Annotated in this window: 20 protein-coding genes; 13 read left to right on the top strand and 7 right to left on the bottom strand. The window is 70.6% G+C overall.

Annotated elements, in window-relative coordinates; translation table 11 throughout:
* Positions 1–286: 286 nt before the first annotated feature.
* Positions 287–2,089, top strand: a complete 1,803-nt coding sequence (locus FM051_RS22880; RefSeq protein ID WP_158846607.1) for an AfsR/SARP family transcriptional regulator — start codon at positions 287–289, stop codon at positions 2,087–2,089.
* Positions 2,090–2,198: 109 nt separating this feature from the next.
* Here FM051_RS22880 and FM051_RS22875 read toward each other — a convergent pair whose 3' ends face one another.
* Together FM051_RS22875 and ribA are read right to left on the bottom strand one after the other, a co-directional pair.
* A complete protein-coding gene (locus tag FM051_RS22875) occupies positions 2,199–2,801 on the bottom strand; it encodes an MmpS family transport accessory protein (protein ID WP_158846605.1) in 603 nt (200 codons plus the stop codon).
* Between the two features lie 240 nt (positions 2,802–3,041).
* Positions 3,042–3,689, bottom strand: coding sequence for a GTP cyclohydrolase II (ribA, locus tag FM051_RS22870; RefSeq protein ID WP_158846603.1), 648 nt, complete (start codon positions 3,687–3,689; stop codon positions 3,042–3,044).
* Positions 3,690–3,778: 89 nt separating this feature from the next.
* On the opposite strand from ribA, the gene FM051_RS22865 reads away from it, so the two are divergent.
* From FM051_RS22865 to FM051_RS22850, 4 genes are read left to right on the top strand one after another with little or no spacing between them, the layout of a single operon-like run.
* Positions 3,779–4,177, top strand: a complete 399-nt coding sequence (locus tag FM051_RS22865) for a 6-pyruvoyl trahydropterin synthase family protein (protein WP_158846884.1) — start codon at positions 3,779–3,781, stop codon at positions 4,175–4,177.
* Positions 4,174–5,199, top strand: a complete 1,026-nt coding sequence (locus FM051_RS22860) for a glycosyltransferase family 4 protein (protein ID WP_158846601.1) — start codon at positions 4,174–4,176, stop codon at positions 5,197–5,199. The genes FM051_RS22865 and FM051_RS22860 overlap by 4 nt, the downstream gene beginning before the upstream one ends.
* Positions 5,196–5,996, top strand: coding sequence for a class I SAM-dependent methyltransferase (locus FM051_RS22855; RefSeq protein ID WP_158846599.1), 801 nt, complete (start codon positions 5,196–5,198; stop codon positions 5,994–5,996). Before FM051_RS22860 ends, FM051_RS22855 begins: the two co-directional genes overlap by 4 nt.
* Positions 5,993–6,973, top strand: a complete 981-nt coding sequence (locus FM051_RS22850) for a lysylphosphatidylglycerol synthase transmembrane domain-containing protein (protein WP_158846597.1) — start codon at positions 5,993–5,995, stop codon at positions 6,971–6,973. The genes FM051_RS22855 and FM051_RS22850 overlap by 4 nt, the downstream gene beginning before the upstream one ends.
* On the opposite strand, the gene FM051_RS22845 is transcribed toward FM051_RS22850, so the two are convergent.
* Together FM051_RS22845 and FM051_RS22840 are read right to left on the bottom strand one after the other, a co-directional pair.
* The gene (locus FM051_RS22845; protein ID WP_202918972.1) at positions 6,899–7,585 is read right to left on the bottom strand and encodes a creatininase family protein; all 687 of its coding nucleotides are present in this window, start codon (positions 7,583–7,585) and stop codon (positions 6,899–6,901) included. The genes FM051_RS22850 and FM051_RS22845 overlap by 75 nt on opposite strands.
* The gene (locus FM051_RS22840; RefSeq protein WP_158846593.1) at positions 7,572–8,549 is read right to left on the bottom strand and encodes a zinc-dependent alcohol dehydrogenase; all 978 of its coding nucleotides are present in this window, start codon (positions 8,547–8,549) and stop codon (positions 7,572–7,574) included. Before FM051_RS22840 ends, FM051_RS22845 begins: the two co-directional genes overlap by 14 nt.
* Before the next feature lie 284 nt (positions 8,550–8,833).
* Here FM051_RS22840 and FM051_RS22835 point away from each other — a divergent pair, with 284 nt between their 5' ends.
* Both FM051_RS22835 and FM051_RS22830 read left to right on the top strand, forming a co-directional pair.
* Complete coding sequence (locus tag FM051_RS22835; RefSeq protein WP_338019492.1) at positions 8,834–9,469, top strand: CDP-alcohol phosphatidyltransferase family protein; 636 nt, start codon at positions 8,834–8,836, stop codon at positions 9,467–9,469.
* A gap of 32 nt (positions 9,470–9,501) precedes the next feature.
* Complete coding sequence (locus FM051_RS22830; protein ID WP_238412579.1) at positions 9,502–9,876, top strand: DoxX family protein; 375 nt, start codon at positions 9,502–9,504, stop codon at positions 9,874–9,876.
* Here FM051_RS22830 and FM051_RS22825 read toward each other — a convergent pair.
* A complete protein-coding gene (locus tag FM051_RS22825; RefSeq protein ID WP_158846589.1) occupies positions 9,858–10,529 on the bottom strand; it encodes a RibD family protein in 672 nt (223 codons plus the stop codon). The two genes, FM051_RS22830 and FM051_RS22825, sit on opposite strands and share 19 nt — an antisense overlap.
* 123 nt (positions 10,530–10,652) lie before the next feature.
* Here FM051_RS22825 and FM051_RS22820 point away from each other — a divergent pair, with 123 nt between their 5' ends.
* The 3 genes from FM051_RS22820 to hisS all read left to right on the top strand — a co-directional run bounded on the left by FM051_RS22820 (position 10,653) and on the right by hisS (position 15,325).
* Positions 10,653–12,245, top strand: coding sequence for a sulfatase-like hydrolase/transferase (locus FM051_RS22820; RefSeq protein WP_238412578.1), 1,593 nt, complete (start codon positions 10,653–10,655; stop codon positions 12,243–12,245).
* Between the two features lie 88 nt (positions 12,246–12,333).
* Positions 12,334–13,797, top strand: coding sequence for a serine hydrolase (locus tag FM051_RS22815; RefSeq protein WP_158846585.1), 1,464 nt, complete (start codon positions 12,334–12,336; stop codon positions 13,795–13,797).
* Positions 13,798–14,038: 241 nt separating this feature from the next.
* Entirely contained in the window at positions 14,039–15,325 is a 1,287-nt protein-coding gene (gene hisS, locus FM051_RS22810; protein ID WP_158846583.1) for a histidine--tRNA ligase, read from the top strand.
* Between the two features lie 21 nt (positions 15,326–15,346).
* Here hisS and FM051_RS22805 read toward each other — a convergent pair whose 3' ends face one another.
* Both FM051_RS22805 and FM051_RS22800 read right to left on the bottom strand, forming a co-directional pair.
* Positions 15,347–15,895, bottom strand: coding sequence for a nuclear transport factor 2 family protein (locus FM051_RS22805; protein WP_158846582.1), 549 nt, complete (start codon positions 15,893–15,895; stop codon positions 15,347–15,349).
* Between the two features lie 176 nt (positions 15,896–16,071).
* A complete protein-coding gene (locus tag FM051_RS22800) occupies positions 16,072–16,782 on the bottom strand; it encodes an alpha/beta fold hydrolase (protein ID WP_158846580.1) in 711 nt (236 codons plus the stop codon).
* A 121-nt stretch (positions 16,783–16,903) separates the two neighbouring features.
* Between FM051_RS22800 and FM051_RS22795 the strand changes: the two genes are divergently transcribed.
* The 3 genes from FM051_RS22795 (at position 16,904) to FM051_RS22785 (ending at position 20,408) form a co-directional block, all read left to right on the top strand.
* A complete protein-coding gene (locus FM051_RS22795; protein ID WP_158846578.1) occupies positions 16,904–17,464 on the top strand; it encodes a TetR/AcrR family transcriptional regulator in 561 nt (186 codons plus the stop codon).
* Between the two features lie 143 nt (positions 17,465–17,607).
* Entirely contained in the window at positions 17,608–19,029 is a 1,422-nt protein-coding gene (locus FM051_RS22790; protein ID WP_158846576.1) for a helix-turn-helix domain-containing protein, read from the top strand.
* Between the two features lie 140 nt (positions 19,030–19,169).
* Complete coding sequence (locus FM051_RS22785) at positions 19,170–20,408, top strand: MFS transporter (RefSeq protein WP_158846574.1); 1,239 nt, start codon at positions 19,170–19,172, stop codon at positions 20,406–20,408.
* Positions 20,409–20,494: the final 86 nt, after the last annotated feature.

Below are 20,494 nucleotides of genomic sequence, written 5' to 3'. Positions count from 1 at the left end.
ACCGGAGCCCGTCGCCGCAGTCCACCCAGGACACCGCGCCTCCCGTGGCCTGCGCGAACCCCGGCGCCGCGGTGAGCGCGGTGGCCAGGCAGACCGCGCCCGCCACGCCCTTGATCATTTTTCGCATTGGTCCAGCGTGCTCGCCCCGGGCACGGGAGCGCGTCTGTCTTTCGACAGATCTTGGCGATTTCGGCGCGACGAGGTGAACTCGCGATAAGGTGAAATAATCCCAACTACATTGTTGAACTAGTTACTTGGTGACGTCCCACGTCCTACAGTGTGGCCGGTGAAGTTCGGAGTGCTCGGGCCGCTCAGCGTGTCCGGATCGGATGGTGCGCACGTACAGATTCGCGGCCGACGTCTGCGCACCCTGCTCGCGGTTCTGTTGGTGCACGCGGGAAAGCCCGTTTCCGTCCACCACCTCGTGGACGCCCTGTGGGACGGAGACCCGCCCAAGTCCTATCTGTCCAATCTGCACACTTACGTGTCTCGGCTGCGCGAACGCCTGCCCGGTCTGCGGATCGACCACGTCGACGGCCAGTACCTGTTGCGCGTCGAACCCGGCGACCTCGACCTGCACGTCTTCCGCACCAAGGTCGACGCCGCCCGGCTCGCCGCACGTCGCGGCGACCACGCCCTGGCGGCGGACCTCTACCGCAGCGCGTTGGCGCTGTGGCGCGACCGCCCGGTGGTCGACCTCGACATCGCCGCCCTCGAACCGGAGATCTCGCACTCCGAAACCACCAGGCTGATCGTCGTCGAGGACCGGTTCGAGGCCGAACTCGCCGCCGGACGGCACGTCGAGGTGGTCGGCGAGCTGGAGGCGGCGGTGGCCGAGCACCCGACGCGGGAGCGGTTGTGCCGCCAGCTCATGATCGCGTTGTGCGGCGCGGGCAGGCAGGCCGACGCGCTGGCCGTCTACCGGACGACCCGCCACGCGCTCGTCGAATCCCTCGGCCTGGAGCCGAGCCCGGCACTGCGCCGCCTGCACCAGGAGATCCTGCGCGGCGACGTGCCCGAGCCGGCGCCGGAACCGGTGCAGGTCGAGGCGGCGTTCCCGCTGTGCCAACTGCCGCCGGACACCGCCGACTTCGCGGGCCGCGGCGGTGAGCTGGAACAGGTGGTCGCGGCGCTGCGGGCGAACGCCGCGTCGGTCCCGGTCGTCGTCCTCACCGGTGAGCCCGGTGTCGGCAAGACCGCGTTGGCGATCCGGGTCGCCCACCGGATGCGCGCCGAGTTCCCCGACGGTCAGCTGTTCGCGCACCTCGCGGGCACGTCGCCGAACCCCAAGCAGGCGCGTGACGTGCTGGGCAGCCTGCTGCGCGCGCTCGGCGTCACGGGCGCCGCGATCCCGGAGGACCTGGAGGAGCGGACGGCGGCGATCCGCGCCTGCCTCGCCGACCGGCGGGTCCTGGTGGTGCTGGACGACGCCGCGTCCGCCGCCCAGGTGCGCGCCCTGCTGCCGGGAACCGCCGGCTGCGCCGTGCTGGTCACCGGCCGCAACCGGCTGGACGGCCTGGCCGGCTCGACGTCGCTGCCGATCCCGCCGTTCACCACCGACGAGGCTCGGGCGCTGCTGGGCCGGATCGCCGGCCACGACCGCCTCGAGCAGGAACCGCAGGCCGCCGGCGAGGTCGTCGAGCTGTGCGGCAACGTGCCGCTGGCCGTGCGGATCGCGGCGACCCGCCTGGCCGCCCGCCGGCACATGAGCGTGCGGTCGCTCGCCGACCGGCTGGCCGACGAGCACGACCGGCTGGACGAGCTGGCGGTCGGCGGACTCCAGGTGCGGCCCGCGGTCGCGAGCAGCTACGAACGCCTGCGGCCCCTGGCCCGCGCCGGTGTGCGCCGACTGGCGCTGCTCGGTCCCCGTGACGTCGCGGAAGACGTGGTCGCGGCCGTGCTCGACGTGCCGGACGCCGACGGCGTGATCGAGGAACTGGTGCAGTGCAGCCTGCTGGCGCTGAGAGGCGTCGACGCGTACGGCCGACCGCTGTACCGCCTGCCCGAACTCCTCCGCGTCTACGGCTTGGAACAAGCGAACCTGGAGGACCGGGACGCGGCGGACAGGTTGGCCGCCGCACACCGCTGATCCGCTGATCTGCTGATCTGTCGACCCGGCACTCTGTTGATCCGGCAATGGCGGAAGGGCCCGACGGACGAATCCGTCGGGCCCTGGAGTGCCCTGGACTGCCGGCCGATCAGGTGCCGGTGCAGTTCACGGTGGCGAACGGACCGGTTGCGGTCTGGGTCGACACGACCGCGCCGTCGACGGTGATCTTGCACGTCACCGTGCCGCCGTTCTCGTCGGCCGAGGCGGTGAGGATGCCGCCCTTGAAGACGCCCTTGTTCTCGACCTGCTTGGTCCACGGCAGGGTCGGCGTGGTCTCTTCCTTCGGCTCCAGCACCTCGCCGTACATCAGTTCGACGTTCGCGGCGTCGCCGGTCACCTCGTAATCGACCTTGGCGGTCTTGGCGACCTCTTCCTGGATCTCGTTCACCGCGGAGTTGAACACGAAAACCCACACGATGCAGACGATCAGGCCGATCGCGGATGCGGCGATTCCGGTGATCGACAGACCCTTGTTGCTGGCGATTCCCTTGTTGACCCGGGCGAGCCCGATCACGGAGAAGATCAGACCCAGGATGACGAGCGGCCAGGCGATCACGCCGATGAACGGGATGGGCGAGAACACCAGACCCACCAGGCCGAGGACGAACCCGGTCGTGCCCAGGCCGTTGCGGGGCTGCTGGGGGGCCATGGGCTGCTGCGGGGGCGGCGGGTAGGAGGTCTGCTGGCTCATGAGTTCTTCTCTTCCTGAATTGCGGAATGTGTGCGCCGGTCGAGCCGCACATCACGGGAGCAGGCGTGGTCGAGCCCACCCACGTGGGTGCGGAAATCGCCGAATTGCGCGTCGTGTCGTGCCGTTCCTGTTTCCGGGAAACGGCGAAAAAATGACGCACCGGGCGTCGGCGTCGCATAGCCTCGCACGCGTCACCACACGCCCCGCACACACGCCGTGCACAGTCGGGAGAACGTCGGGTTACCGGTCCGCGGCCGTGGGGTAGTCGGCGGCGAACACGTCGACCTGCGGCAGGTCGTGACCCAGCCGGTCCCGCTTCGCGGTGAGGTAGCCGATGTTGTGCTGGTTCGGCCGCATCAGGTGCGGCACGCGGGCCGCCACCTCGATGCCGTGGTCCTCCAGGGCCTGGATCTTGTCCGGGTTGTTCGACATCAACCGCACCGACAGCACCCGCAGGTGCTTCAGGACCCGCGCGGCCGGGGTGTAGTCCCGGACGTCGACCGGCAGGCCGAGCGTGGTCGCGGAGTCGAGCGTGTCCATGCCCTGCTCGTCCTGCAGCACGTGCGTCCGCACCTTGGCCACCAGGCCGATCCCGCGCCCCTCGTGGCCGCGCAGGTAGATCAGGATGCCGCTGCCCTCGGCGACGATCCGGTCCAGCGCGGCGTCCAGCTGGTCGCCGCACTCGCAGCGCATCGCGCCGAAGATGTCACCGGTCATGCACTCCGAGTGCACGCGCACGAGCACGTTCTCGCGCATCCTCGTGCGACCGTAGACGAGCGCCATGTGTTCGTGCCCGTCCGCCCGGAACGCGACCGCGCGGAACGTGCCGCGGCGCGTGACCAGGTCGGACTCGGCCACGTCCTGGTCGTTGAAGGCTTCCTCGTGCATCCGGCTCCCTCGTCACCCGACACCGGCCGAGCGTTCACTACGCTCGGCCGGAACTTGCACCGTAGCTCGCTCACTCGGCGGAGGTCATCCTGTTCAGCATCACCGTTCGTGATCACGTGATGGTCGCCCACAGCTTCCGCGGCGAGGTCTTCGGTCCGGCACAACGCCTGCACGGAGCAACGTTCGTAGTGGACGCGAGGTTCAAACGGGCCGATCTCGACTCGGACAACATCGTGGTCGACATCGGACTGGCGACCGAGCGACTGCGCTCGGTCCTGGGAGAGCTCAACTACCGGAACCTGGACGAGGTACCCGCGTTCGCGGGGATCAACACGTCGACCGAGTTCCTGGCCAAGCACATCGCCGACCAGCTCGCGGACCTGGTCCACGCGGGAGAACTCGGCGAGGGCGCCCGCGGACTGGCCGCGATCGAGGTCTCGCTGCACGAGTCGCACGTGGCCTGGGCGAGCTACGAACGCCCACTGTGACCATCCACTTCGTCCTGCCCGGCGGCGTCGACGACCCGACGTCGCCGAGCGGCGGCAACGTCTACGACCGCCGCGTCATCCAGAGCCTCGGCAAGCTGGGCACCGACGTGCGCGAGATCACGATCACCGGCTCCTGGCCGCAGCCGGACGACACCGCCCGCTCACGGCTGCACCAAGCCCTCACCGGCATCGAGGACGGCGCGGTCGTGCTGCTGGACGGGCTGGTGGCGTGCGGTGTGCCCGAGGTGGTCGTGCCGCACGCCGGTCGGCTGCGGCTGGTGGTCCTGGTGCACCTGCCGTTGGCCGACGAGACGGGCCTGCCGCCCGCCGTCGCGGCACGGCTGGAGGCCGCCGAACGGGAGTGCCTGCACGCCGCGCGCGCCGTCGTGGCCACCAGCCCGTGGGCGGCACGGCGGCTGGCCGAGCACCACGGGCTGGCCGAGGTCCACGCCGTCACGCCGGGCACCGATCCCGCGCCGCTCGCCACCGGCACGGACGGCGTGTCCCGGCTGCTGTGCGTCGCCTCGCTGACCCCGCGCAAGGGCCACGACGTGCTGGTGGAAGCCCTCGCCACGGTCACCGACCTGCCGTGGACCTGCGCGTTCGTCGGTCCCGAGCGTTCCGGACACCCGGTCCGGGAGCTGATCGCCCGGCACGGGCTGGGCGACCGGATCGAGCTGGTGGGCCCCCTCACCGGCGACCCGCTGGACCGCGCGTACGCGGCAGCCGACCTGTTCGTCCTGCCGTCCCGTGCCGAGACGTACGGCATGGTCGTCACCGAAGCGCTGGCACGCGGCGTGCCGGTGATGGCGAGTTGCGTGCCGGACGCACTCGGTGACGGCGGACTCCTCCTCCCACCAGGTGACGTCACCGCGTTCGCACGCGCTCTCCGCCGGTGGCTCACCGACGAGGACTGGCGCCGTGACCTGCGCGACCGCGCTCTGAAACGCCGGCACGAGCTGTCCACATGGGACGAAACAGCGGCGCAACTGGCGAGGGTGCCGGCTAGTCTGCGGCCATGAGCACCTTTGCCCCGGAATGGCTGGCACTGCGCGAGAAGGCCGACGCGGACGCCCGCGCGGTCGACCTGGTCGACCGGCTCCGCAAGATCCATCTGAACCGGACACCCCTCGTGGTGCGTGATCTCGGGTGTGGAACGGGATCGTTGGGACGATGGCTCACCGGACGGCTGGACGGTCCGCAGCACTGGGTGCTGCACGACCGCGACCCCCGTCTGCTCGGCATCGCGGCGGCGAGCATGAGCGGACCGGGTGTGACCGTGGAGACGCGGGAGGGCGACCTCACCGCGCTCACCGCCGCCGACCTGGCCGGCACGTCACTCGTCACCGCGTCGGCTCTGCTCGACCTGCTGACGGCTGACGAGGTGGACGCGCTGGCCGAGGCGTGCGTCGGCGCGGGCTGTCCGGCGCTGCTCACGCTGTCCGTGGCCGGTCGGGTCGAGTTCGACCCCGCCGAACCGTTGAACGCGGAGCCCGCGGACGCCGAGTTCGAGGCCGCCTTCAACGCGCACCAACGGCGGGTCGTGGCCGGTCGTCGGCTGCTCGGGCCGGACGCCGCCGAGGCGACCGTCGAGGCGTTCGAACGCCGGGGCGCGGAGGTGACGACGAGCCCGAGCCCGTGGCGGCTGGGGCCGGACCAGGCCGCGCTGGCGGGGGAGTGGCTGCGCGGGTGGGTGGGCGCGGCGGTCGAGCAGGAACCCCGCCTCGCCGCCGAAGCACCCGCCTACCTGCAACGGAAGCTCGACCACGGTCCGCGCGTCGTCGTGCACCACACCGATCTGCTGGCGATACCGCGATGAAGCGACTCTGGCCGTGGCTGCGGCTGCTCGGCGCGGTCGGCATCCTGGTGGCGCTGGGCTGGCGGCTGGGCGCCGGCGCGTTCCTGGACGGACTCCGCGCCGTGAACGCCTGGTCGGTCGCCGCCGCGCTCGGCATCGGGCTGCTGACCACGGTGACCAGTGCCTGGCGGTGGTGCGTCATCGCCCGCCGCCTCGGCCTGCCGCTCACCCTCGGCACGGCCGTGTCCGACTACTACCGGGGTCTGCTGCTCAACGCCGTGCTGCCCGCCGGCGTGCTCGGCGACGTGCACCGCGCGGTGAGCCACGGACGGCAGTCCGGTGACGTCGGGCGCGGTGTGCGGGCGGTGGTGTTCGAGCGGTTCGCGGGCCAGGTGGTGCTGATCGCGCTCGGGGTCGCGGTGCTGTTCAGCGAGTCCGTGCCGGTCGAGCTGCCGAGCCGGGAAGTCCTGGTCGGGACGCTGGTCGTGCTCGCGGTCGCGGCTGCGGTCGCCGGTCGTTCCGCGAAGGTGCGCCGGGCGTTGAGGACGACCTGGGTGGACGCCCGCACGGGCCTCGTGAACCGTCACGTCCTGCCGAAGGTCGCGCTGCTGTCGGCGGCGACGTTGGCCGGGCACGTGGCGCTGTTCGTCGTGGCGGCCAGGGTCGCCGGCACGGAGGCTTCGATCGGCCGACTCGTCCCGCTGATCGTGCTCGCGCTGCTGGTCATGGCCGTGCCGGTGAACGTCGGCGGCTTCGGGCCGCGTGAGGCGTTCCTGGCGGTGGCGTTCGGCGCGGCCGGTCTGGGCGCCGCGCAGGGGCTGACGACCGGTGTGGTCTACGGGGTGCTGGCGATGATCAGCAGCCTGCCCGGCGTGCTCACGCTGTTCGCACGTGCCCCAGAACAAGGCTCAGCGGAACACGGCTCAGCGGAACAGCGCGAGGTACTGCCCGAACGACTCGACCAGCCCCGCGAGCACGTCCCGGCCCTTGTCGGCTGACGCCAGCGAGGGACGGCCGACCACCCCGGACGACGTGTACGGCGCGAGTCCCAGGGTGAGCATGTGCGGCCGGTCGTCGGCCAGGTGGTCACTCGTCTCGTAACCGGGTTTCAGCAGCTCGGGGTGGGCGTGCAGGAGGATCGACGTCTCCAGCTCGCCCGCGTGCATATCGCTGCGGGACGAGGTCTCAAGTCCGGCGGCGGCCCGCGCCACGGCCCAGTCGCCGCTGCCGGGGAACAGCGCCATCCCCTCGGACTCCTGCACGATGTTCGACAGCACGTAGTTCCCGCCGTGCCCGCTGACCAGGACCAGGTTCGGCACGCCGGACCGGCGCAACGAGTCCGCGACGTCCCGCACCACCGAGTACAGCGTCCGCGCCGAAATGCTCACCGTGCCCGGCCAGTCGGCGTGCTCGTGCGAGCACGAGATCGTGATCGGCGGCAGCAGTTGCACGGGGTGCGCGTCGGCGATCGCCCGCGCGATCGTGCAGGCGATGACCGTGTCCGTCGCCAACGGCAGGTACGGGCCGTGCTGCTCGTGGCTGCCGACGGGCAGGACCGCCACGGTCGCCGCACGCGTCCGCACGTCCTCGGTGGTGTCAGGCGGGTACATGCCCGGCACCGTAGCCAATCCGGTGGCACAGGGCCGGTAGCTCGCCGCTCGCCAACCTCGGCAGCACGGTCGGCAGGTCGTCGAACCGGCTCTCACCGGTGATCAGCGCGTCGAACACGGGATCGGCGAGCAGGTCGAGCGCCAGGGACATCCGCTCTGCGTAAGTGCGGTCCGGCCGCGCGACCACGCCGACCTGGCTGCTGCGCAGCCGCAGCCTGCGGGAGTGGAAGAACTCGCCCAGCGGCACGCTGACCCGGCGGTCGCCGTACCAGCTCAGCTCGACCACCTGCCCTTCCGGCGCGAGCAACGCCAACGACCGCTCCAGCCCCGCGTCGGTCGCGCTCGCGTGCACGACGAGATCGCAGTTCCCCGTCGCCTGATCGGGTGACGCGAAGTCGACGCCGAGCGCGGCGGCCACCGACGCACGGCTCGGATCGGCGTCCACCAGTTGCAACCGCACGCCGGGGAACCGCGCGAGCACGGCGGCCACACTGGACCCGACCATCCCGCCGCCGACGACCGCGATCCGGTCACCGATCAACGGTTTCGCGTCCCACACCGCGTTCACCGCCGTCTCCACTGTCCCCGCCAGCACCGCGCGTGCGGCGGGAACCGAGTCCGGCACGGGTGTCACGGCGTCGGCGGGCACCACGTAATGCGTCTGATGTGGATAGAGGCAGAACACCGTGCGGCCCAGCAGCGGACCCCGTTCCACCACACCGACGTTGAGGTAGCCGTACTTGACCGGCCACGGGAAGTCGCCCTCCTGGAACGGCGCCCGCATCACGTCGTGCTGGCTCTCCGGCACACCACCGCGCAGCACCAGCGTTTCCGTGCCTCGGCTGATCCCGGAGTAGAGGGTGCGCACCAGGACGTCGTCGGGTCCGGGTTCGGGCAGGTCGACCGATCGGATCTCACTTTTTCCCGATGAGGTGAACCAGAGTGCCCTCGCGGAGCGTGTCATCTATACAACCTCCGAACAACCGGGGCCCACCGCCGACGAGGGGCACGATGACCACACTTCAGCACAGCACCACTCCGGCCGTGCGCGGGGTCGCGTCGGTCGTTCGCGACTCATCCCGCGGCGATCACGCTTTTCGATCGTCGCGGGATCAGGCGCGAACGACCGGCCCGACGCGGAGCGTCGCAATCGATCACAGTCGGGTGACCTCGCCCGCGACGCCGAAGGCGGCGCAATTCAACGCAGAACCTGCCGCTTGGGCCGGCATCCAAGTGATCTTGCTCGGCGTGCTGGAGAGCACGGTCGGGCTCGGCGTGATGGGCTGGCTTGCGGGTATTGCCTACGCGGTCGCGACCCAGGCGTTGCTGAGCGGCGCGGTGCAGCGGTCCGCGCGCGGTCTGCTCGGGCCCGCCGACCGCGTCACGCTCGCCAGAGGTTTGCTGGTCGGCGGTGTCACAGCGTTGGTGGCGGACAGGGCGGGTGAGACGGCTGTCCTCGTCGTGTTCGCCTCCGTCGCCCTCGCGCTGGACTTCGTGGACGGCCAGGTCGCCCGCCGCACCGGCACCTCGTCACCGATGGGCGCGCGGTTCGACATGGAGGTCGACGCGTTCCTGATCCTGGTGCTCAGCGTGCACGTCGCCTTGTCGTTCGGGCCGTGGGTGCTGGTGATGGGCGCCCTGCGGTACGCGTTCGTCGCGGCTTCCTGGGGGCTGGACTGGCTGCGGGGCGCTCTGCCGCCCAGCTACGCGCGCAAGGCAGTCGCCGCCGTGCAGGGGATCGTGCTCGTCGTCGCCGCGTCCGGGCTGGTGCCGTACGCCGGTGTGCTGGTCGGACTCGCGCTGGCCTCGCTCATCTGGTCGTTCGGACGTGACATCGTGTGGCTGTGGCGCAACGCCTCCGTCTCGGTTCAAGGAGTCAAGTGATGGCTGTGTCCGGTCCCACACGAACGAGTGTCGTGCGCACCGTCGGGAACGTCGTGCTGTGGGCGTTGCAGCTGCTGCTGGCCGCGTATTTCGTCTACAGCGGGGTATCGCTGCTCGGCGACGACTTCGTGGGCAAGTTCGACAAGATCGGGTTCGGGCAGTGGCTGCGGTACGTCACCGGTGTGCTGGAACTGGCGGGCGCGCTCGGCCTGCTCGTCCCGCGCCTGTGCGGGCTCGCCGGGTTGGGCCTGGTGGGCGTGATGGCCGGTGCGGTCGGCACGGAGCTGGTCATCCTGGGCGACACGGACGGCGCGATGTTGCCCGCGATCCTGCTCGCGCTGGCGGCCGTGGTCGCGTGGTTCCGCCGCGACACCGTTCGAGCCCTGCTTCAGACCTTCGGGAAGTAGCGCAGCACGGCGACGTCACCCAGTTTGGTGACCTCTTCGAGGTGGAAGCGGTGGGCCGGGCCGCCCGGGAACTCGGCCGGGTTGACGAACCGCGGCGCGTTGGCCTGGCCGATCAGCATCGGCGCGACGGCCATCCGGATCTCGTCGGCCAGCCCGGCGGACAGGAACGCGGTGTGGATCGTGCCGCCGCCCTCCACCATGAGCCGGTCCACACCGCGCTCACCGAGGTCGTCCAGCAACGCGCCGAAGTCGATGACCGGCCCGAGGCACACGACCTCCGCCAGGTGACCGACCGCGCCAGAGGCACGCGCACGCCCGGAATCCGTCGTGTAGACGAGCTTGTCGCCGCCGTGGTGCCAGAACTTGAGCGCCGGGTCGAGGTCGCCGCTGCTGGTCACGGTGACCTTCAACGGGTACTCCGGACGTCCTTCGGCGACCCGTGCGGCACGTCGTTCCGCGCTGTTGACGAGCAGCCGCGGGTTGTCCCGCCGGATCGTCGCGGCGCCGACCAGGATCGCACCCGACTCCGCGCGCACCCGGTCGACGTGGTCGAAGTCCTCGGCGTTCGACAACGGGAACCGCTCGTCGCCACGGTCGTCGATGTAGCCGTCCACGCTGACGGCGACGCTGAGCAGGACGTGTGGACGGTTCACGCGACTACCGTACCGACCCCTGAACCGTCGGCAGGTGTGCACGCGTTCTACTCATAGGGGTTGGCACGATCGCGGAGGACTTGCATGGCCGAGGGTGTTGTGGATCATCGTGTCCGCCGGGTCGTGGCGACTGTCCTGACCGTCCTGGCTGCTCTGTTCGTGTTGTTCGCGCTGGTACTCCCCAGGGACTACGACCGGTTCGCGGTCGCCGAGTTCCTGCGCATCCCGGTGGAGGGGCTGCTCGCCGTGGTGCTGGTGCTCGTGCTGCCCGAACGGCCACGACGCGTCGTCGCGGTGGTCGGCGGGGTCGGGCTCGGGGTCCTGCTCGTGGTGAAGGTGCTGGACATCGGCTTCGAGGAGGTGGTCGACCGGCCGTTCGACCTGGTCCTCGACTGGCCGTTGCTGACGCCCGCGGTGGACTACGTGGACGTGACCTCGGGCCGGTTCGCGGCGATCGCGGCGGTGGTGTCGGCCGTGTTGCTGGCGGTCGTGGTGGTGTTCCTGATGACGGGGTCCGCGGTGCGGCTGACCGGAGTGGTGGGTCGCCACCGGCCCGTCGTCACGCGGGTGGTCGCGGTGCTCGCGGTCGTGTGGATCTCGGTTGCCGCACCGGGTCTGCAAGTCGCGCCCGGTGTGCCGATCGCGTCGCACAGCACGGCGGAGTTCGTCTACGACCACGCCCGTCAGGTGCGGGCGGGTCTGCGTGACCAGGAGCAATTCGCGGTTGAGTCGGCTGTGGACGCGTTCCGCGACACCTCGGCCGACCAGATGCTGACCGCCTTGCGCGGCAAGGACGTCGTCGTGGCGTTCGTGGAGAGCTACGGCCGTTCCGCGGTGGAGCACCCCGACATGGCGCCGAAAGTGGGCGCGGTGCTCGACGAGGGCACCCGGCGGCTGGCCGCGGCCGGGTACGCCTCGCGCAGCGCGTTCCTCACCTCGCCGACGGCGGGCGGCGGCAGTTGGCTCGCCCAGGCCACCCTGCTGTCCGGGCTGTGGATCGACAACCAGCAGCGCTACCGCACCCTGCTGGCCAGCGACCGGTTGACGCTGGGCGGTGCGTTCCGGCGCGCGGGCTGGCGTTCGGTCGGCGTCATGCCGGGCATCGTCAAGACCTGGCCGGAGGGCGAGTTCTTCGACTACAACCGGATCTACGGGTTCGACGACCTCGGCTACCGGGGTCCCCGGTTCGGCTACACGACCATGCCCGACCAGTACACGATGTCGATGTTCCAGCGCAACGAGCGCGACGCCGAACACGCCCCCGTGATGGCCGCGATCCCGTTGCTGTCCAGCCACGCGCCGTGGTCGCCCCAGGCGTCGGCGGTCGACTGGGACGAAGTCGGCGACGGCTCGGTGTACAACTCGATGAAGTCGGGCGAGGCCCCGATGGAAGACATCTTCGGCCGTGACCCCTCGGTGGTGCGGGACGACTACGCCAGGTCGATCGAGTACTCGATCAACACCCTCGTGTCCTACGTCGAGACCTACGGCGACGACAACCTCGTGCTGGTCTTCCTGGGCGACCACCAGCCCGCGCAGTTCGTGACGGGCGCGGACGCGAGCAAGGACGTGCCGATCACCATCGTGGCCCGCGACCCGGCCGTGCCGGCCCGGACCGCCGCCTGGGGCTGGTCGGACGGTCTCAAGCCGGGCCCGCAGGCGCCGGTCAGCCCGATGAACACGTTCCGCGACCAGTTTCTGACGACGTTCCGCTAATACCTGAATTCCAGCGGCCTACGTCACCCATTCGCCACCAATGCACTACGGTCGGCGGCGCAGACAGATCCACTTCTGGGGGAACTCTATGAGATCTTTCCGACGCAGGCTGCTGACCGCCACCGCTCTGGTCGGGGCGACGACACTGGTCGGCGCCATGACCACGGTGTCGACCGCGAGTGCGGGCGACAACGTGAGCGCCCGCCTCGCCGAGGCGCTGCGGCAGGCCGTGGTCGCGCAGGACTTCAAGGACGTCATCGACCTGACGCCGCCGGAGCAGGTGACGGCGTCAGGTCGAGCGGGCACGTCCCGGGCGGGCACGTCCCGTGCCGGCGCGCCGGAGAAGTACGACTCGGTGCCCGCCGAGGAGATGGCCGCCGAGCTGTCGGCCTCGTCGAGCGCCGCCGCCGGCCGGCCGATCCACCAGATGCCGAACATGGACCTCGCGGTGATCGAGCTGGACGGCTACGGCCGGCCGATCGCGATGGCCGACGTGCTGCTCAGCCCGCAGTACCCGAACGGCGTCGTGGTGCCGCTGAACAAGCGGAAGCTGGCCACCGACCAGGTGCGCTACCGGTGGTGGGACGACACCGAGTGGGACGTCAACGGCGGCAAGGGCACCCGTGACGTGCTCGCCGGCCGGGAGAACGCGCCGATCGACTTCTCCTCGCCGTACCCGGCCTCGGTGCTCAAGCTGATGGTGGGCTTCGGCGTGCTGCGGCTGGCCGACGCGGGTCGGGTGAACCTCGACGCCGTCTACGACTACCAGCCGGTGACGATCAACCCGGCGTGCGGCGGCGCGTCCAGCAAGGTGATCCGGCAGCACTTCGACGAGATGATCACCAAGTCGCAGAACGAGTCGACCTGCGCGCTGATCAAGATGATCCACGACCTGGGCGCGTGGGACCAGGTCAACCAGATGTTCGTCGACCTCGGCATGCCGACGCTGATGGTGACCGGCACCAACCCGGGCAACGGCGGCCGGTGGATCGGCTCGAACATGAGCAGCATCGACACCGCGAAGCTGCTCCTGCTGGTCAACGGCGGCTACGGCACGCTGTGGACGACCGACGCGGGCAAGGCGGTCACCCGCAACGAGCTGAGCGCGGCCTCGCGCGGCCAGTTCCTCAAGTCGCTGGGCGACCAGGGCCACAACGAGATGCTGTCCACCACCAACTGGTGCGGGCGCGACTACCCGGTCCAGGGCATCCCGCAGGTCACGCCGCAGCGCTGGATCCAGCCCGACGGCACGGTCAAGGTCGGTGACGCCGTGTACGACAGCGACGTGCGGCCGTGCAACGAGTCCGCCGAGGTGACCTACGGGCACAAGACCGGCTGGGTCGACACCACCGGTAGCGACGCGGGCATCGTGAAGTCCTTGCCGGGCAAGGAGAAGCGCAACTACATCGTGGTCGCGTTCTCCAACCTGGGCACCGACTACGTCGACACCTACCGTCCCGCCGACCCGCCCGGCGTCTTCCCGGTGCTGTACACCGAGAAGTACGCCAAGCTGGGTGCGGCCGTGGACCGGATCGTCACTTCGCTGCGCTGATCTCCCGTTGTCCGAGATCGCCCGCCGACTCCCGAGTCGGCGGGCGATCTTTTTGTCGGAACGCGGCCACGTGGTCCCGCACCCAGGTCGCGAAGCTGGTCGCCGGCCGGCCCACCGACGACTGTGCCCGTGGGCGCACCCGCGTTTCTTGGAGATTTCGGCTCAGTCGAGCGCCACAGTGGCGGCCGGTCGACGGAAAAGCTGTTGGCGCGTGCGACCGGTTTCCGGTGGACTTCTGGTCATGAGCGATCAGCCCGTGGTGCGGCCCGTGCCCGTCAGCGGCTTCCCCGAGTGGCTGCCGCATGTGCGCATGGTCGAACTGCGCTGGCTGGACGGCATCCGGGCGGCGTTCGAGCGGTACGGGTTCTGCTCGGTCGAGACGCCCGCGGTGGAGCGGGTGGAGGTGTTGCTGGCCAAGGGGGAGACCTCGAACGAGGTCTACACGCTCGGGCGGGCGCAGGGCTCGGAGGAGGGGCAGCTCGGGCTGCACTTCGACCTCACCGTGCCGTTCGCGCGGTACGCGGCGCAGCACTTCAACGAGCTGGTCTTCCCGTTCAAGCGGTACCAGGTGCAGCGCGTGTGGCGTGGTGAACGGCCGCAGGACGGGCGGTTCCGCGAGTTCACCCAGTGCGATATCGACGTGATCAACGTGGACGAGGTGCCGTTGCACTTCGACGCCGAGCTGCCGCGCATCATCCACGAGGTGCTGACCTCGCTCGACCTGCCCGCGTGGACCATCAACGTCAACAACCGCAAGGTGCTGCAGGGCTTCTACGAGGGCCTGGGCATCGCGGACCCGCTCGACGTCATCCGCGCCGTGGACAAGATCGGCAAGATCGGTGTCGACGGGGTGGCGGACCTGTTGGTCGACCGGCTGAAGCCGGAGCAGGTCGAGGCCGTGCTGGAGTTGGCGCGGCTGCGCGGTGGAGTGGAGGCGGTGCGGAAGCTCGGGATCACGTCGGGCCTGCTCGAAGAAGGCCTCGAAGAGCTGGACTTCGTGCTCCGGGAGCTGTCCGACCTGCCCGAGGTCGTCGCCGACTTCTCCATCGCACGCGGCCTGGACTACTACACCGGCACGGTCTACGAGGGGAACTTCGTGGACTGGCCCGAGTACGGCGCCATCTGCTCGGGCGGCCGGTACGAGAACCTGGCCGGGTCGTTCATCCGCCGCAGCCTGCCGGGTGTCGGCATGTCGATCGGGCTGACCCGGATCTTCGCCAAGGTGCTCTCCGCCGGGCTGCTCGACACCGGACCGAGCACGCCGACCGATGTTCTCGTGGTGCTGCCGAAGGACGGGCGTCAGCGAGCCACCGGAACGGCGAAGGCGTTGCGGGAACGCGGTTTCAACGTCGAGCTGTACCACCAGGAGGACAAGCTGGCCAAGCAGGTCCGGTACGCCTCCCGCAAGGGCATCCCGTTCGTGTGGTTCCCGCCGTTCGAGGACGGCAGGCCGCACGAGGTCAAGGACCTGGCCACCGGCGTGCAGACCACCGCGGACCCGGAGACCTGGTCGCGCGGGCAGGGGTGAGCTGCCCGCGCGACCACGACGTCAGCGCCGGTTCAGGCGGTCCGGGATCGGGCCCAGCTCGTAGGTCTGCCAGAAGAACCGGTCGGCCGCGTGCTGGTCGGCGGCGAAGTTGATCGCCTCGACGATCCGCCGCGCCCGGATCTTGAACGCCAGCGCCCAGGTGATGTCCAGACCCTCCGGGTTGGTGCTCCAGCCGCGGTGCAGGTCGATGACCCAGTCGCCGTCCGGGGCCAGCGCGATCGGCTCGGCGCGGAAGCCCGCCTTGGCCAGTTCGGTGAAGAACGCCAGCACTTCCTCGACGCCGGTCTTGGTGCCCGACAGCGGGTGGTGGCCGGGGATCGTCCACCGGATGTCGTCGGCGAAGAACCGGCGCAGCTCGTTCGGGTCACCCGTCGCGTAGGCCGCGTAGTAGTCCTTGATCAGCTTGACGTTCGGGTGGTCCCGGGTGCCGGGGGCGGCGGTCGCGGTGCCGGAGCCGAGCAGGGAGCCTGCCGCCACTCCCACCGCGGTCATCCCGAAACCGCGCAGCACATCGGCTCGGGACACGCCTGCAGGGTCTTCCGTCGTCATGCTCACTCCTGGTTGAGAGGCCACGAATTCCATCCGGAGTAGGGAATCCGTCGGCACCTCGACCGTATGGTCGCCGAACATGACAGGTCCAATACCTGCGGCGATTACACATGCGCATGGGTGTCGGCTCCTGACCGACTGCGGGGTGCCCGTGGCGGCACCCCGCGGAGGAGTGGTCAGGCGGTGGCCTTCGCGGCCTCGAGGATCAGGTCCGCGACGGCGTCCGGGTTGGACACCGCGACCGCGTGGGACGCGTCGACGCGGACGGTCTTCGACCCCGCGCGCTCGGCCATGAACTCCTGCGCCTGCGCCGGGATGGCGTTGTCCTGTGTGGCCACCAGCGCCCAGGACGGCAGCCTGCGCCACGCGGGCTCACCCGACAGGCCCGTGGTGAGGGCCTTCTCGGTGACCGGGCGCTGGGTCGCCGCCATCACCCGGGTCGTGTCCGCGGGCAGGTCACCGGCGAAGACGTCGCGGAAGTCCTCCGACTTGATCCGCAGCTCCGGCTCGCCGTCGTGCACGAGCACCGCGGTGGTGTCCGGGCCCAGCTTGGCACCCGGGAAGCGGGTCGCGAGCCCCAGCGCGCTGTCACCGGTGTCCGGCTGGAACGCCGCGATGTAGACCAGCGCGTCCACGTTCGGCAGCTCCTGCGCAGCCCGGCTGATCAGCACGCCGCCGTAGGAGTGGCCGACCAGCACGACCGGGCCGTCCACGGCCTTGGCGACGGAGGCGACGTAGGCCGCGTCGCTGTCGACACCGCGCAGCGGGTTCGACACCGCGACGACCTCGTAGCCCCGGTCTTGGAGCAGGGCCACCACGCCGTTCCAGCTGGACGAGTCGGCGAACGCGCCGTGGACGAGGACGACGGTCGGGTTCTTGCTGCTCATCTTCAACCTCACTAGGGAGAACGATCGGTCTTTCTAGTGGAGAGACTAGTCGTTCTCCCTTCGGGGGCAAGGTGACGAGCGCAACGATGCAGAACGACTGGTCTTTCTCTAAGCTTGGGGCGTGAGGAGTGCCCGGGAAGCCCACCCGAAGGACCGGTTGCTGCGCACGGCGTCGCGCCTGTTCTACGCCGAAGGCATCCACGCCGTGGGGGTGGATCGCCTGGTGAGCGAGGCCGCGGTGACCAGGGCGACGTTCTACCGGCACTTCCCCGGCAAGGACGACCTGGTCGCCGCCTACCTCAAGACGGCGAGCGAGGCCATCCGCGAGGCCATTGGCCGGGCCCGCGAGGACAAGACGCCGCGGGAGGCCCTGATCGCCGTCATGTCCGTGATCGGCGACGCGACGTGCGCGGACGACTTCCGGGGTTGCCAGTTCATCAACGCCGCCGCCGAGTACCCGGACTCGGACCACCCGGTGCGTGCGGTGATCGACGACCACCGCACGTGGTTCCTCGGGGTGCTCCGCGACCTCGCCGCCGAACTGGGCCACCCGGACCCCGACCACGCCGCCCGCGTGCTCGTGCTGCTGCGCGACGGCGCCTTGCAGGGCGGGGAACTCGACGACCCCGCCGTGGTCCGCGAGACGCTGCACCGAGCCGTCGAAGACCTCATCCCGCACTAGGTGGACGCGGTGTCACGCCTGGCGCGCCGTGCGGATCTGCAGCGGGCGGCTGAGCTGGACGAACAAACCGAGTACCTACTGTGTCGCCACACGGCTCGAGCCGTTGTGCGATGCTGTCGGCCGGCCTTGGGGGAGGAATCGCAGTGGAAGGCTTGGCACCGCCGGAGGTCCGGGACGCCGCCGAGTTCACCGCGGCCCTGCGCGCAGTGCGGGTCCGCACCGGGTTGAGCTTCCGGCAGCTGGAACGGCGTGCGGCGCGGGTGGGAGATGTCCTGCCGGCGTCCACGCTGAGCACCGCCCTGTCCCGCAACACGTTGCCGCGTGAACACCTGCTGGCCGCGTTCATCCGCGCGTGCGGCGGCGACGACCGCACAGTCCAAGCCTGGACCGCCATCAGAGCCGACCTGGCCGTCGCCTCGCTGAACCCCGCCGACACAGCCCCACCAACCACCCCGCTCGTGTCCCCGCCGCCGCTGCCCACACCGGCCGAGGGCACCCCCGCACCCGCCGCCGAGCCCACACCTCCGGCCGCTGACCCTGCCGTGCCCGCAGCCCCGGCCGCCGCTGAGTCCACAACCCCGGCCGCCGCCGCGCCTGCCGTGCCCGCAGCCCCGGCCGCCGCTGAGTCCACAACCCCGGCCGCCGCCGCGCCTGCCGTGCCCGCAGCCCCGACCGCCGCCGAGCGTGGCGAGTCCGCCGCACTACCCGCCGAACCTCCACCGGCCGTACCCACCACATCCCCGGCGCCACCACCCACCGCACCCACCGCACCCACCGCACCCGCCGCCACCCCATCCCCGGACCCCGCCGCATTCGGCGCCCCCACCGCGTCCCGCACCCGACGCCGGCTGATGGTGGTGGGTGCCGTGGTCGCGGTGGCGGCGATCGCGCTGGCGGTCGTGCTCACCGACGGACTTCCGGCCGGCCAGAACGCCGCCGCACCCACCACGAGCGCGACCACGACCGAGCCGTCCCCCGCACCGACGACCACCGACCAGTCGTCCTCGGTGCCCACCACGACGACCCCACCCGCCGAGTCGCCGAAAGCCCCGCCACCACAAGCACCCACCACGACGACCACCGCAGCACCGGCACCGGCCCCCGCGCCCCAACCGGCACCCGGCAGCCCGAGGAACGGCGTCCAGCCGATCCGCGTGGCACACACCGGTTTCTGCATCGGCGAAGGCCCGCAGATGTTCACCGACCAGAACAAAATCGTTCTGGGCCAGCACAACTGCGCCACCGCCACCCCGCCCACCGAACTGGTGCGCCAAGGCGACGGCAGCTACCTCATCAAGCTGCACAACGCGCAGTACGGCATCGGCTGCGCCACCATGGACTACGGCGGCACCGACAGCGACGTCCTCCTGGCCGGGGACAACTGCGACGCGAGCCGGACCGACCAGAGGTTCACCCTCGAACCGGCCACGGGCGGCTTCCGACTCCGCTCGGTCCCGGGTGCCGCGTACTGCATCGGTGTCCTCGAAGGCAGCACCGATCCGGGCGTCCAACTCATCCAGCGCCCCTGCAGCGGCAAGGCGCACGAGGTGTTCATCTTCGGCTAGCCGTCGACGGCGGCGTCCTGGAACCGGCCCGCGTCCGCAGCGGCGACGAAAGCGGCGACGAAGGTGTGCACGGCATCGGGGTTCACGCCCGCCGCTCGCTTTGAGCACGCTGATCAACGTCAGGTCGTCGGGAGGGCTCGGTGGAGCGGTCGCTGGGGCGGCGGTTCGGGTGGTTGTGGGCGGCGTACGGGGTCAGCGCGTTCGGCACCCGGCTCGCGTTCGACGCGTTCCCGTTGATCGCGGTCTTCGTGCTGCACGCCGAGGCAACAGACGTGTCGCTGCTCGCCGCCGCGGGTCTGGCGGTGGGTGCCGCGGTGGCGGTGCCGCTCGGCCCGTGGGTGGAGTTCCGCCGCAAACGACCGGTGATGGTGGCGATGGACCTGACCCGCTTCGCGGCGTTGACGAGCGTGCCCGCCGCGTTCGCACTGGACCGGCTCACCTTCGCCCATCTCCTGGTCGTGGCGGTCGTCGTGGCCGCATCCGACATCACCTTCCAGGCGGCAACCGGCGCATACCTGAAAACGCTGGTGCGCCCCGAGGACCTGCTCATCGCGAACGGCCGCTTCGAATCCACCGCCTGGACCGCCACCGCACTAGGACCACCGCTGGGCGGGGCCGCGATCGGCCTGTTCGGCCCGGTGACGACCGTGGTGGCCGACGCGGTCAGCTACCTGCTCTCGGCCATCGGCGTCCTGGCGATCGGCGGAAAGGAGCCGCGCCCCACGCGAACCGGTGGACCGAGCCTGCGAGCCGCCGACGTCCTGGAAGGGTGGCGGTACATCCTGACCCACCCGACACTGCGCCCGCTGTTCTGCAACACGGTCCTGGTCAGCGGCCTGATCATGGCGTCCTCGCCGGTGCTGGCCGTCCTCATGCTCGGCGACCTGGGTTTCACGCCGTGGCAGTACGGCCTGGCGTTCGCGGCGCCCTGCATCGGCGGCCTCATCGGCTCACGGCTGTCCCGCCGACTGGTCGCGCGGTTCGGGCGGCACAGGATCATGCTCACGGCCGGGACACTGCGCGCGTGCTGGCCCGTCGGGTTGGCTTTCGTCCACTCAGGCGCCACCGGGCTGGTGCTGGTCATCGTGGTCGAGTTCGGCCTGATCACCTGCATGGGCGTGTTCAACCCGGTGTTCGCCACCTACCGGCTCAACCACGTCCCGACGGACCGCGCCGCCCGCACCCTGTCGGCGTGGTCGGTGACCAGCAAAGCCACCATCGCGGCCATGACCGCACTTTGGGGCCTGCTGGCCGGTCTCACCAGCCCCCGCACCGCGATCGCGATCGCCGGTCTCCTGATCCTGACGACCCCGCTCCTGCTACCCCGACACGACAACGCGCAGCAGCCCGAACAATCGCCGGCCCGCAACCGACCCTGACAACAGCCGCCGCGCACCGCGCCAACCGCCGCGCTTCGCAGGGGTACCCGCCAGGGGACCCCTGCTTTGATCTTACCGACGGGGTC

Origin of the sequence: Saccharothrix deserti (assembly GCF_009769385.1) — a bacterium.
GTDB classification, from domain to species: Bacteria; Actinomycetota; Actinomycetes; order Mycobacteriales; family Pseudonocardiaceae; genus Actinosynnema; species Actinosynnema deserti.
This window is presented reverse-complemented; position numbering and strand designations above follow the sequence as displayed.

Excerpts from the sequence above, each read along its gene's own strand:
- FM051_RS22805 (WP_158846582.1), bottom strand. The coding sequence starts at position 15,895 with ATGACGACGGAAGACCCTGCAGGCGTGTCCCGAGCCGATGTGCTGCGC.
- hisS (WP_158846583.1), top strand. The coding sequence starts at position 14,039 with ATGAGCGATCAGCCCGTGGTGCGGCCCGTGCCCGTCAGCGGCTTCCCC.
- ribA (WP_158846603.1), bottom strand. The coding sequence starts at position 3,689 with ATGCACGAGGAAGCCTTCAACGACCAGGACGTGGCCGAGTCCGACCTG.
- FM051_RS22855 (WP_158846599.1), top strand. The coding sequence starts at position 5,196 with ATGAGCACCTTTGCCCCGGAATGGCTGGCACTGCGCGAGAAGGCCGAC.
- FM051_RS22845 (WP_202918972.1), bottom strand. The coding sequence starts at position 7,585 with ATGTACCCGCCTGACACCACCGAGGACGTGCGGACGCGTGCGGCGACC.
- FM051_RS22840 (WP_158846593.1), bottom strand. The coding sequence starts at position 8,549 with ATGACACGCTCCGCGAGGGCACTCTGGTTCACCTCATCGGGAAAAAGT.
- FM051_RS22815 (WP_158846585.1), top strand. The coding sequence starts at position 12,334 with ATGAGATCTTTCCGACGCAGGCTGCTGACCGCCACCGCTCTGGTCGGG.
- FM051_RS22875 (WP_158846605.1), bottom strand. The coding sequence starts at position 2,801 with ATGAGCCAGCAGACCTCCTACCCGCCGCCCCCGCAGCAGCCCATGGCC.
- FM051_RS22850 (WP_158846597.1), top strand. The coding sequence starts at position 5,993 with ATGAAGCGACTCTGGCCGTGGCTGCGGCTGCTCGGCGCGGTCGGCATC.
- FM051_RS22800 (WP_158846580.1), bottom strand. The coding sequence starts at position 16,782 with ATGAGCAGCAAGAACCCGACCGTCGTCCTCGTCCACGGCGCGTTCGCC.